The sequence below is a fragment of the Dyadobacter flavalbus genome (genome assembly GCF_006149045.1).
Lineage (GTDB): Bacteria > Bacteroidota > Bacteroidia > Cytophagales > Spirosomataceae > Dyadobacter > Dyadobacter flavalbus.
In genome coordinates, this window is sequence record NZ_VBSN01000033.1 from 13,764 (window position 1) to 27,057 (window position 13,294).

9 protein-coding genes are annotated in these 13,294 nt (G+C 45.1%); 4 read left to right on the top strand and 5 right to left on the bottom strand.

Going from position 1 to position 13,294, the window contains the following annotated elements; all coding sequences use genetic code 11:
* Positions 1-85: 85 nt before the first annotated feature.
* Positions 86-2,362 (bottom strand): tetratricopeptide repeat protein, encoded by a 2,277-nt coding sequence (locus FEM33_RS10940; protein WP_139012068.1) that lies wholly within the window; start codon positions 2,360-2,362, stop codon positions 86-88.
* Positions 2,363-2,695: 333 nt separating this feature from the next.
* On the opposite strand from FEM33_RS10940, the gene FEM33_RS10945 reads away from it, so the two are divergent.
* The 4 genes from FEM33_RS10945 to FEM33_RS10960 all read left to right on the top strand — a co-directional run bounded on the left by FEM33_RS10945 (position 2,696) and on the right by FEM33_RS10960 (position 8,549).
* Positions 2,696-4,435: an alpha-amylase family protein gene (locus FEM33_RS10945; protein WP_139012069.1), complete on the top strand. Its 1,740-nt coding sequence runs from the start codon at positions 2,696-2,698 to the stop codon at positions 4,433-4,435.
* Positions 4,436-4,540: 105 nt separating this feature from the next.
* On the top strand, positions 4,541-6,538 hold the full coding sequence (locus FEM33_RS10950; RefSeq protein ID WP_161597104.1) for a site-specific recombinase: 1,998 nt from the start codon (positions 4,541-4,543) through the stop codon (positions 6,536-6,538).
* A gap of 102 nt (positions 6,539-6,640) precedes the next feature.
* Entirely contained in the window at positions 6,641-7,459 is an 819-nt protein-coding gene (locus FEM33_RS10955; protein ID WP_139012071.1) for an N-acetylmuramoyl-L-alanine amidase-like domain-containing protein, read from the top strand.
* Positions 7,460-7,463: 4 nt separating this feature from the next.
* The gene (locus tag FEM33_RS10960; protein ID WP_139012072.1) at positions 7,464-8,549 is read left to right on the top strand and encodes a mechanosensitive ion channel family protein; all 1,086 of its coding nucleotides are present in this window, start codon (positions 7,464-7,466) and stop codon (positions 8,547-8,549) included.
* 59 nt (positions 8,550-8,608) lie between these two features.
* Here FEM33_RS10960 and FEM33_RS10965 read toward each other — a convergent pair whose 3' ends face one another.
* From FEM33_RS10965 to FEM33_RS10980, 4 genes are all read right to left on the bottom strand, one after another.
* Complete coding sequence (locus FEM33_RS10965; RefSeq protein WP_139012073.1) at positions 8,609-10,231, bottom strand: SulP family inorganic anion transporter; 1,623 nt, start codon at positions 10,229-10,231, stop codon at positions 8,609-8,611.
* A 168-nt stretch (positions 10,232-10,399) separates the two neighbouring features.
* Positions 10,400-11,770 (bottom strand): sensor histidine kinase, encoded by a 1,371-nt coding sequence (locus tag FEM33_RS10970; protein ID WP_139012074.1) that lies wholly within the window; start codon positions 11,768-11,770, stop codon positions 10,400-10,402.
* The gene (locus FEM33_RS10975; protein WP_139012075.1) at positions 11,767-12,444 is read right to left on the bottom strand and encodes a response regulator; all 678 of its coding nucleotides are present in this window, start codon (positions 12,442-12,444) and stop codon (positions 11,767-11,769) included. Before FEM33_RS10975 ends, FEM33_RS10970 begins: the two co-directional genes overlap by 4 nt.
* A 205-nt stretch (positions 12,445-12,649) precedes the next feature.
* Positions 12,650-13,207, bottom strand: coding sequence for a DinB family protein (locus tag FEM33_RS10980; RefSeq protein WP_139012076.1), 558 nt, complete (start codon positions 13,205-13,207; stop codon positions 12,650-12,652).
* Positions 13,208-13,294 lie beyond the last annotated feature (87 nt).

Consider the following 13,294-nt stretch of genomic DNA (forward strand, 5'->3'; position numbering starts at 1 on the left):
AGTTTGTAACTGTTTGTGAAGCTGTGGTGAGGAATACGTAGAAAATATTTCTCAGCAGTAATTTTCCGGATTACCGAAGAAACAGCTAGAATAAAACCGGGCATCTGGTTCCCGAACGTGCTCTGGAGCCGGGAAGCTTGACTTTCTGGCTTTTGTAACGCACTTTCTTTTTTTTCACTGTTTTATTCTTTTTCTTCTCGTAAGGAACCAGTTTGAAATCGTAATCGGGAATGAAATAATCTTCATTGTACTCGGCCACGGGCAAAGGCATGTAATGACGCCCGGGAAATGAAAGCACGTCATACTCATAGTCGTAGAGGTAAATCGTTACAAAACCATCGCGGCTGTATTTGATACCAATGTCTGAAAAAGGGCTGTTTTCGTCTGCAGAAGCAACAAGTTTCATCATTTCCTTTTGCTTTCCTTTGGCAAGAATGGTCATATTGTACTGAAACACACGGTGCATTGAATCAATCTGAATGGCAATTCCGAGGTAATATTTGGCATCTTTAATGCGTTCCTGGCCGGCGTAAAGTACAGCCGTATTGTTCAGCGCACTCTTGTCCTGATAGTTCTGATAACTCTGCCTGGCTTCATCGTATTTCTCCTGATAGCGGTACACATTTCCCTGATTTACGTTGTAGAATTTCCTGGAAGGAGCAGCAGCCATCGCTTTTTTAAAATCCTGAAAAGAACCGTCGTATCTTGCATTGGCCTCATCCACCTGATGCCGCTGTTCGTGCCTGTTTCCTATATACGCCTGAACAATCCCGTGATTGTTATGCAGGAACGGAAGCTCCGGATTCTCTTTGATCAGACTGTCAAATAATGCCATAGAACGGTCCAGCTGGTCATTTTCCAGCATGACAACGCCCCAGCCGTTTTGTGCATTGATGTTTGCCGGATTGAGCGCAATGGCATTTTTAAAAACCTGATATGCTTTTTTATACATGTCGAAATGCAGCAGAAGATTTCCGTAATTGCTCCACATCCGGTCGTAGTTCTTTTCGTACATGAGCGCTTTTGCCATGTACTGCCCGGCTTCGGGAAACCGTTTCTGATCAATCATGATTCCGCTTAGTCCTGCAAGTGCTTCATAACGCGTCGGATCAAGGCGGATGGCCGTCAGAAAATCCTTTTGTGCCTCGGCCGGCTTTTTCAGGTAATATTCCGAAAATGCCTTTGTTACAAATACATCCGCAAGGAACTTGTTATTGACGTCAAGCACTTTCTCCGCTTTTTTAAAATCCTGCAGCGCCAGCTCGTATTTTTTCTGACCGTAATAAGCAACCGCTCTTCCCAGATACGCCGGCAAGTAAGTCGAATCCTTTTTGATCACCCGGTCGAAATAGGCAAAAGCGGTCTGATATTCATGCTTTGAAAGGTACGTATTGGCAATTCCGGTCTGGAGTGCAGGCGTTTCACGCTTCAAAGTGGCTGCAAGCCGGTAAAATCTTTGCGCTTCGCTGATCTGCTGAAGTCCGTAGTACGAATGCGCAATACCCAGAAAAGCATCGCCGCGGAAAGTCTTGTCCCCGCTTTCCAGGTACATTTCAAAAACCGCCTTTGCAGCACCGAACTGATTTAGTGAAAGCAATGCATTTGCGTAACGGATCTGCGCTTTCGGGTGCTTTCTGGACACTTTTTCAAAATCCTTGACTGCCCGTTTTTCATTACCGTTACGCATGAGAATATCGCCTCTTTGCAGGCGGTAAGCCATTTCATCTTTCTGACGGATGGCGGCGGTTATTTCATCGGCTGCTTCCGGGAGCCGGCCTTCAGACTTATGTACGAGGCCTATGTTGAAGTTCCATTTTCCGGCCGAATTTTTGGCGGAATTGCTGCCTGCAAAACGAAGCGCTTCCGGGTAATTCTTTTCTTTTGCATACGCGACAAGGGTGTTCAGCTTGGCCTGCGTACCGTTGGGAGCTTCCGAAAAATCATTTCTGGCATTGGCGTATTTGCCGGATAAAAGTGCAAATAACCCTCTGTTGTATTTCAATTGGGGATTTTGAGTATCCAGCCCCAGTTCCTGCATGATGTGCAGCGCCTTTGGATAATTGCCGGACAAGGCAAGCAGCACGGCTTCATTGTTCATTTTCTGAACCGAATCCGAAGGCTGGAAATTTTCCTTGTTATACAATGTATAAGCCGCTTTTAACTTCCGCAGTTCGCGCTGATACGTTTCATCCCGCAGAAGCGACGGATCATTTTCTTCAAAGGAGCGGTTAAAAACCGGCAACAGCTCTTTAACAATCCGCTGGCATTCATTAAAATCCTGGGCACAGGCAATTACGGATGTCAGAAGCATGAACAGCAGCAACATGCCTGAAAGCGCAAGTGTATGAATTTTCTGTACCATAACTGATCAAATGGCTCAAAAACTGCCGACGTACATTGAATTTCCCATTACCCGGTTTCGTATTTTAATCTTGTGGTTTTATTTCAGAAAACTCTTCCTATCAGGATGATTGCATTCTGCTGCCGGAAAATTGCTTTATTATCAGGATAAATCATGTAAAAGTAAAACGGGTGTCTGTTCCGGAAACAAGTAATTTCAGTTTTAATATCTTGCAAAATAGTCAAAATTACAATGCTCGGAATACTGAATTATCCGACGGCTCATATTGGATCAGAATTTATGTAGGATTAGTTATCTAAATCAAAAAACGCCTTAAACACATTTCAGCATACCATGTCCGTAATCAATAAAGATAAGTTTATTATATACCAGATTTTCACCCGCCTCTTCGGAAATCAGAATACAACCAACAAATTTTATGGTACCCTGGAAGAAAACGGTGCCGGAAAGTTCAACGATGTTACGGATACGGCACTTGAAGCGCTGAAAGATTTCGGCGTTACCCATTTATGGTATACAGGCGTGCTTCAGCATGCAACTTTAACCGATTATGCACAGTTCGGAATCCCGGCAGATCATCCGCTGATCGTCAAGGGAATTGCCGGATCGCCGTATGCCGTAAAGGATTATTACGATGTAGACCCCGACCTTGCCGTGGACGTAAGCAGCCGCATGCAGGAGTTCGAGCAGCTCATTGCCCGTACGCACAATCACGGCATGAAAGCACTCATCGACTTTATACCAAATCACGTTGCACGTCAGTATCATTCCAAAGCGCGCGCACAGGGAATAAAGGATTTTGGCGAGGAGGATGACAATACGGTGAGTTTTAAGCCAGACAACAACTTTTATTATATACCAAACCAGGATTTCATTGTTCCGGAAGGCCATAACCTGCCGGTGGACATCACAGCTCCTTATACCGAGCGTCCGGCAAAAGCAACGGGAAATGATGTTTTCGCGGCTCAGCCCAGCCAGTTTGACTGGTACGAAACCATCAAGCTCAATTACGGCATCGATTATCAGAACGGGAAAGCTGCCTACTTTGATCCGATTCCTTCCACATGGCATAAAATGTACGATATACTGCGGTTCTGGGTTCAGAAAAGCGTGGACGGCTTCCGGTGCGACATGGCCGAAATGGTTCCGGTCGAGTTCTGGGAATGGGTAATTCCCGAAATCAAGAAACTTAACCCGGAAGTGATTTTTATTGCTGAAATCTATAATCCGGCCGAATACCATAATTACATCCGAAAAGGAAAATTTGACTATCTCTATGACAAAGTAGGTCTGTACAATTCGCTGCGCAAACTGATGGAAGGAAACGGTACAGCGGAAGAAATTACCCGGTTATGGCAGCAGGAATCCGGCGATATCAGCGAACATATGCTCCGGTTCCTTGAAAACCATGACGAACAGCGCATTGCCTCGAAGTACTTTGCCGGAGATCCGTGGCCGGCTGTTCCGGCCATGACACTGAGCGCCACTTTGCATACCGGGCCGCTGATGCTGTATTTCGGTCAGGAACTGGGCGTGAACCCGACACAGGCAGAAGGATTTCAGGGAGAGGACGGGCGCACAACCATTTTTGATTACTGGGGCGTAACGGAGTTTCAGCAATGGGTGAACGGCGGGAAGTTCAATACCGAAAAGCTGACGGAAGACCAGAAGAAACTGCGTTCGTTTTACGAAAGCCTGAACCGGTTCGTACTTGATAATGAAGCTGTTTACGCCGGCGGATTTTATGATCTTCAGTATTTCAATATAGACGGGCAATGTTACAATTACGATAAAAAAGTAATATACAGCTACCTGCGATTTACCGAAAATCAGAAACTGCTGTTCATTTATAATTTTGACCGGGAAAGAAGCATGGAAACTGCGGTGAGGATTCCTCAGGATGCCTGGACTAATTTTTTAAAGCTGGAAAATACCTTTTTATACAAACTTAAACCTGTATTTCCCGCCTTTGCTTCTGAACTGAGCCTGAAAGCAACCGAAATTACTTCCACCGGTGTTCAGATCGAGTTGTTGCCTGCATCCGTTTTAGTTTATGAGATTGTCCGCAAGTAATAAATTGTAAAATCCGAACTGCTTTTATAACAATAGCTGCAATTTCGGCTATGCTGTAAAAGTAATACTTAAATTTGGTATAAGCGGAAGCTTAATATGGATGTTATGGAGCGTGTTGAAATACCTGAACGCATAGACTATGTCGGAAAATTTACTGAAATAATCCGAAGTCACTGGAAAGCCAAACAAAACAAAAACCAGCCCTTTTCCGAAATACTCTCCAGTATTTCGCTGGACTGGCGGGAAAAAGAACTGATGTCCGAACAGATCCTTTCAGTGCTTTTTTCGACCAAGTTTGTATCCTTGCTTACCGAGTCGGAAATCGGGTCCAACAAAGGTTTTTTTTCTGATGCTTCTGCACGGCTGAGCTTCAAGTTTCTGCCTCCGGTGGATGAACCGAACGAACTGAGAACGCATTTTGACCAGCTTTTCTGCAATAAAAAGGATTATCAATGGGTAAAGGCAATTCCGGACAGCAACTGGGCCGAATTTCTTTCCAGCCTGTTCAAAGAAGTAAATCCTGCGATCAAAAGATACATTGAAAAAGAAGTTCTTAATTCCATACTCATTCTTGCACAAAGGGCTGCGACGCTAGGCGTGGACCCGGAAGTTGCATCCAAAATCCCGAAAGTGGATGACCTCGACTCTCCTTTTCTGGGGCTGAACCGGGAAGTAATGCTCTATGTGGAAAAAAACCTGAATTACACTGATTATACGCTGACCGACCGCAATGATGATTACAAGCACATTCTGGTAATGATCAGCCAGTGTAAAAGCCAGATCAGCTACATTTACCGGCACAAGGATATTTTCGGGATCAGCCTGCAGCTCACTTATCAGGTGAGGCAAATCGAACAGTATCTGAAACGGCTTGCGCAGCTGCTTGAAATATTACAGACAAACGATCCAAACCGCCAATGGCTTACCATTACGCAGCTTCTTAAGGAATTTGTTTATGCCGAAAACACCAAGTACAGTTTACGCAAGCATTTTTCGACCAATCTTCAGTTGCTTACTTTTAAAGTCATTGAAAACACTTCCAAAACCGGAGAACACTACATTGCATCCGACAAATCGGCTTACTGGAAGTTGTTCGGAAAGGCAATTGGCGGCGGAGTAATCGTCGCTTTTCTGTGTATGAATAAAACCCGGCTGTATTTTCAGCATTTACCGATATTCTGGGAAGCTTTTTTTTACAGTCTTAATTATTCCATCGGCTTTATCCTGATCCATATTCTCGGATTTACAATTGCCACGAAGCAGCCCGCGATGACGGCTTCCACGATTGCAGCCAACCTGAGCAATAACGGAGAAAACCCGAACTGGCTGCACAAAACGACCCAATTGCTCATCCGTCTGATCCGGAGCCAGTTTATTTCACTGATCGGAAATGCGGTTATTGCCTTTCCGGTCGCCTATGCGCTGGACTGGATTTATTTTCGTATGATGGGTTATCATATTGCCGATCCTGCAAAAGCGATCAGGCTGATTGCCGAACTGAATATCTGGGAAAGCCTTGCGTTGCCGCATGCTGCACTGGCCGGTTTTTATCTGATGCTTTCGGGACTGATTTCCGGTTATTATGAGAACAAGTGGATTTATAACAAATATACCGCACGCATTAAAAAACACAGGAAACTGGTCCGGCTCTTCGGGCAGGAAAGGCTGAACCGCATGGCAGGTTATTTCGAACGCAACTTTGGCGGACTGGCCGGAAACTTTTTTCTTGGCATTTTTCTGGGCTCTACAAGCGCAGTGGGCTTTACTTTCGGTCTACCGCTGGATATCCGCCATATTACCTTTGCTTCCGGAAATTTCGGGCTTGCGGTTGGCGGACTGGAGAATAACGTTTCCACTGACCTCTGGCTGAACTCCATAATCGGGATTGCGGGTATCGGTTTTATGAACGTCATTGTCAGTTTTGGTCTTTCCATTGCCTTTGCGCTGAAATCCCGGAATGCGCGTCCGAGCGAAGTGAAAAGTCTGATCGGCAACTTGTCATGGCAATTTTTCCATCACGGACTGGCATTTTTCTTTCCGGTCAAAAACCCTGCAGACGTGAATGAAGAGTTACCCGAAGCATTGCCAAACCGCCATTTATAAGATTGCAATTGGATCGATTCGTCATTATTTTTACAATAATCTCGATTTTAGAGGTTAATTTTCTGCTTACGTTCTTTCAGTAAAAAAATGATTACAATCCGCATGATCAGAATTATAGTTCTTCTTGTATTAATGCTAGCTTCCACTTGCACGTTTGCCCAGACAAGCCCCCAAAAGACTTTCGGGCAAAAAATGGAGCTGCCGGACAGCAGAGATATCGGAACGCAGGTGCTGCGGATGAGCGAGTCATTTCTGGGAACGCCTTACGTTGCCGGAACTTTGGAAGGAAACCCGACAGAGCGGCTGGTCTGCAAATTCGACGGGCTGGATTGCACGACACTGGTGGAAAGTTCGATAGCGCTGGCCATTTCCAAAACGGAAAACCCGAGTTACGAAGGGTATAAAAACGAACTCACGAAGCTGCGTTACCGCGAAGGAAACATTGACGGATATGCTTCCCGGCTGCATTATATTCTTGACTGGCTGTATGAAAACCAGAAACGCGGCCGGCTGGAAGACATTACGGCCAAAGTAGGCGGCGTTCCCTTCAAGAAGGAAATCAATTTCATGAGCAACCATGCCAACCTGTACCCGGCCATGGCCGAAACCGAAGTCTGGGAAAAAATCCGCGAACAGGAAAACATCATCAATTCCAGAGAATACAGTTACATCCCGAAGGCAGGAATCCAGAAAACGGAACCGATGCTGCACGATGGCGACATTGTCGCTTTTACCTCTTCGGTGGAAGGACTGGATGTAAACCATATGGGAATCATCACCAAGGTCGGGAGCCGCGCTTATCTGATTCATGCTTCTTTAACGGGCAAAAAAGTAATCATGTCAAATGTTCCGCTGGCCGAGTATGTTGCTTCGGTTCCAAAACACACCGGAATGATCGTAGCCCGTCTTAATGATAACTGATGCAATGAATGATCTGTTGAAAATACTGGATCATGAAAATTACCCCTGGCTGGTTATAGTGATTTCCGGAATTATAGGTTTGGTAGTCAGCGGGATTATTATCAATCTGATTAAAATTACAGCTTCCAGAAAAGAGTGGCAGTCGGTCCGGTCCATAAGGGAAAACCTGACAAACGTTCTGCACTTCTTCATTCCGCTGCTGTTTATTACAGCCACAATCAAGACCTTTTCACTGACGCACAGGAACTATTACTGGATTTTCTCGATCAGTAAAATTCTCCTCATTGCGGCTACAACTTGGCTGATGATCCGCATTGTGGTCATTATTGAAAAACTGCTGATTGATCAGCTGGATTTTGATTCGCCGGACAACAATCAGGCAAGACGGATGTTCACAAAAATCAAATTTGTGAAACGCATTGTCATTATCATGATCATTCTGCTTGGCATTTCGGTTCTGATGCTGAGTTTTGAAAGTGTGCGGCAATACGGCGTGGGCATACTTACTTCTGCCGGTATTTTCAGTGTGATTATCGGTTTTGCCGCACAGAAATCGCTCGCCAACCTCATGGCAGGCATTCAGATTGCATTTACCCAGCCTATTAAAATTGATGATGTTGTGATTGTGGAAGGCGAATGGGGACGCATTGAAGAAATAAACCTGACTTATGTGGTTGTCAATATCTGGGACCTGAGAAGGATTGTGCTGCCCATCACCTATTTTATCGAAACGCCTTTTCAGAACTGGACGCGAAACGACAGTGCGCTCATCGGAACGGCTTTTTTCCATCTGAACTACCTTGCCCCGATTCCCCGATTAAGGGAAAAACTGAAAGAAATCCTGGACGAAACACCGCTATGGGACGGAAGGTCCTGGGCACTTCAGGTTACGGATACGCAGGGCCAGCTTATGGTGGTAAGAGCAACCATGTCTGCCCGGAATTCATCACAGACGTTTGATCTGCGTTGTCTGGTAAGGGAAAAAATGATCGAGTACATTGCCCGGGAGCTTCCCGATGCACTGCCGAGTTACCGGATTGAAGAAACCAAACAGGCTGAAACTTTTATGCAGGACAAAGGTCTGAAATGAAAAATTGGCTTTCGGAAAATCCAGAAGCCAATTCTTTCTTACTACTCACCTAACTCAATTTAACTCAATACAGTTTCTCTTTGATTTCTTCTGGCTGCAAGCGGATGATCTGAAAGTGCGATATGGTATCCAAATCCGATCAGCTCCATTTGCCCGCCTGCCTGTTCATAGTCATTTTTGAATCTTGTGATATTTTCCATCACGGTATGATCCACGTATGGCGAATTGGAAAAATCCACTTGTACAATCTTTCCTTTGGGTATGGCTTCGAGCTTTGCTTTCAGGCTGAGGTAATTGGCAAAAACCGCAGCACGCGGAACATGCACGAAAAAAACCTCATGCTCGGATTTCACTTCTATCTTTGGTGAGAAAATATGCGAAGGTTTAACGCCGTAAAACAGCTGAATCATTATTTTGACAAAAATACCGCATGCGATTCCAATCAGAAGATCAGTGCTTAACGTAACGATAATGGTGACAAGGAATATAATCAGCTGCTCTTTGCCGATGTAATAAATGTGTTTGAACTCGGCAGGAGAAGCAAGCCGGAAACCTACGGAAATCAGCATGGCCGCAAGTGCTGCCACCGGAACCATCCTGATAACCGGAGAAAGAAGTACCACGAAAATCAGCAGGAAAATACCGTGAAAAAGATTTGCCCAGCGCGTTTTGCCGCCATTGCTGATGTTGGCCGAACTGCGTATGACTTCTGAAATCATCGGAAGCCCGCCCAAAATACCTGCAGCCACATTGCCTGCACCCACCGCAGTTACATCACGGCTCAGATCGGTTTTACGCTTGTAAGGATCAAGTAAATCAATTGCTTTGACGGTCAGTGACGATTCAAGGCTCCCGATCAGTGCAAACATGGCCACATATTTCATAAATACCGGAAGCAAATCACCTTTGAGCCCGCTGAAATCGACATGAAAGGCAAATGAAAATTCTCCGGGATTGATCAACGGCTTGAAATCACGGTAAGTAGGTTCAAACAAATGAAAGAATTGTCCGAGCGCAATGGCAACGACAAGAACCACCAAAGCCGGCGGCATTTTTTTAAAGATGGAAAAAGACAGATATTTCCATCCAAACATAATCATCAGTCCGACAAGGCCGATGATGGCAATATGGTATTCTATGTTCATCAGGCTGTGCGGAACCATGGCAATGAGTTCCAGCGGCCCTTTGCTTTTCAGCTCGGAAGGCGCAATGCCGACTGCAAGATGAATCTGTTTGGACATGATAATGATCCCGATTGCAGCCAGCATACCGTGAACTACAGAAAGCGGAAAGAAATCGGCGAATCTCGGCAATTTAAAGATACCCATCAGCATCTGGATGATGCCGGCCGCAACAATAGCGCCAAGCGCAAGGTGCCAGCCGGTCACCATATTCCCTTTTCCAAGCTCGTCCACCGCGCCGGCTGCAATCACAATAAGGCCGGCGGTAGGCCCTTTAACGGTCAGCTCGGAACCGGTAAAAAATGAAACGAGGATGCCGCCGACAATCGCTGTCAGGACACCCATCATGGGAGGAAAATTACTTGCACCGGCAATGCCGAGACTTAGCGGAAGTGCAATGAGCGATACCAGAAAACCGGACAGCAGATCATCCTTCCAGTTCTCTGTAAATCCCCTGATACCCGTTGCAGGCTTCCATGCTGCGGACTTCCTGATCTTCATCTCGACTGAAAGAAATTGTTGTCTCCCGACGTACAGGAAACGATTGAAAACAGGCGGGATAAAGACAAAGAAATACGCTCCATAGCAGGCACAAATCAAGGCGGTGATTTATGCTACAAAAGACTTCTGAATGTGTTAAAGGCGCATTAACGCAGAATTAAAAGTCAATTAAAAAGGTGGGAACTTAAGAATGAAGGTCGTTCCGGAACCCAGTACAGACTCTACTTCGATGCTTCCGCCCTGCATGTTGATGATCCTTTTTGTAAGGGAAAGCCCGATTCCGTATCCGGCTTTACTGATGGTGGTGGCACTTCTGTAAAAGGTATCAAATATGTAAGGCAGTTCTTCTTTTGAAATACCGGTACCTACGTCTTTGAACAGAATCTTGATGAGATCTTTTTGAATCTGAAGATAAACGTTGACGGTTTTATTGTTGGAGTATTTGCAGGCATTGTCCATCAGGTTCATAAAGGCCGTTTTCAGCAGGCTTTCATCTCCGTAGCGTTTCAGCTGCTCTTCGTCATCGGGTATTTTATCATAATGGATATGCACTTCGTAACCCGGGTTTTTCTGCTGAACCGAAGCTTTTGCCTGCCATAATACCTCATCGATGCGGATTTTGGAAAACATTACCTTAAAGGTATTTTCCTCCGTACGCGCCAGCTCCAGCAGCCTGCTCACCAGTTCGTTCATTTCCTTTGCTTCTGCCCATATTCCTTTGAGCGCAACCTGATATTCATTGGCCGTGCGTTCTTTCATCAGGCTCAGTTCTGCTTCGCTCATGATCAGTGCAAGGGGTGTCCTGAGTTCGTGAGAAGCATGGGAAACAAAGTTTTTCTGCGCTACAAAAGCGATTTCCAGCCGGTTCAGCATTTGATTGAAGGTTTGTGCAAGAAATGCAAGCTCGTCCTTTTCCCTGCCGACCGTTACTTTTTCATGCAGGTTTCCCGCCGAAATATTATTTACCTGATCAATGATATCTGCAACCGGCTTAATTGCATCATTGGCAAACTGCCAGCCGGCAACGCCTACCAAAACAAGGGACAGAAGCCAGCCGATCACCAGAATTTCCCGCAGACGCTTCAACTGGTTCATACCCGAATAATCATTGGCAACGGCCATTACGACCCAGGGCTTGCGGTGATCCTGCAGAATATGGCGAATGATAATGGCTTCCTTTTTCTGGTATTTTGTGCGTATTTCGCGGCCTTCCCTGGCTTCGTTCAGCAAGGATTTCGAGAGTTCAAATTTTTCATTTCCGCTTGTAAAAATAACCGAATCCGCTCCGTCGTAGATTGTTATTTCTTCATCCAGTAAAATGGTGTTGTTTTCTTTTTCAATCTGCCGGATGTCTGCTTTACTGATGCCATTACTCGCTTCCACCAATTGCGCAATCGTTTGTCCGCGTTCGTTCAGAAATGAATAAAACTGCTTTTCACGGTACTGATCATAGAAAAAGTAAATGGACAGGCAGAACAACGCCATAATGGAACCAACCAGCATGGTAAAAAGGAGCGTAAGCCGGGATTTGATGTTCATTCTTCCTTAAAAATATAGCCCATTCCCACGACCGTATGGATCAGTTTGTTCGGATAATCTTTATCCACTTTCTTACGCAGAAAATTGATATAGACATCAATCACGTTTGTTCCCGTATCAAAACGTATGTCCCAGACCTGCTCGGCAATGTCCACGCGTGACACCACCCTTCCTCTGTTGCGCATCAGATATTCCAGCAGCGCAAATTCCTTTGCAGTAAGGTCAATGCGGTTTCCGCCGCGGCGCGCCACTTTTTCATCCAGATTAAGTTCCAGATCGGCAAGGCTTAATACCTGATGAGACTGTTCCCGTGAGCTGTTACGCTGCGAAAGCACCTTGATCCTTGCAATCAGCTCCCGGAACTCGAACGGTTTTACAAGGTAATCGTCACCGCCGGCTTCAAAGCCATCCAGTTTGTCATCAATTGTCCCCAAAGCAGTCAGAAACAGAATCGGCGTAGTTAGTCCGTCATTTCTGAGTTGTCTGGCCATATCATAGCCGTTCAGCAGCGGCAGATTCACATCCAGAACAATGACGTCGAAGCGGTAATTGGAAGCCATTTTCTTGCCGACCTGTCCGTCATAGGCCAGCTCCACTTCCCAGGATTGCTCTTCCAGACCGCGTTTCAGGAAACCGGCCAGCTTGGGTTCATCTTCAACAATTAAAATTTTCATAGCTACGATTAAGGGTTTCAATGCCAAAGGTTGCAAGGAAATTTTTCAAAAAAAGCTGCCCGGCATTTCCGGACAGCTTTAATGTTTATGACTGCATATTCAAAAATTTTCATTTCAGGATTACAGATCATGAATATAATGCATGAAAGTGTTTACAAAACCGTATCGTAAAAGCCTGCACAAAGCCTCAAACTACTTGTAGACATCAGTAATAATCTGCTCCGTTGTCGAAATCAGAACGATCGTCAAATGCGCCGTAATCGTCTTCTTCCAGACGCATTCCTTTTACTGCTTTTTTAATCAGTCCAACCTGTCCGATATGATAAACATCATGCTGGATCACACCGTGGATCAGGGTATAATAAGAGTAATTTCTGCCCGGCACAAATTCTTCAAGAAAACTGTCATCTTCGATTTTTTCAAGCTCTGAAATCAGTTCTTCCTGCGAAAGGCTGAGTTCCATCTGGATCGCTTCCCATTCGAATTCGTCAACAACCGGGAATTTTTTCCAGTCTTTATCCTGTGTTTTTATATCAAATTCTGCATCACCCTGAAGTTTGCGTACTGTAAAAATCCGCCATGTAGTCATGTGATAAACGATTTCAGCAATGGAATGTGTGTTGTTGCTTAATCTTGCTTCTGCCATTTTGGGAGTCACATCACGCAGAGCCTCAACGACTGACGGCCCGTACCAGGCCTCTTCACTTTCGTAAGTATCATTGAGTACATCGATGATCCTTAATAATTCTTCTTTTGTTTCCATAAATTTTTATAATAAGCATAGCGCCGGTTGTATTTATTCAGATCAAACACTGTTCCAGATATTTTTGGTTCTGGATCAGTTTTTATA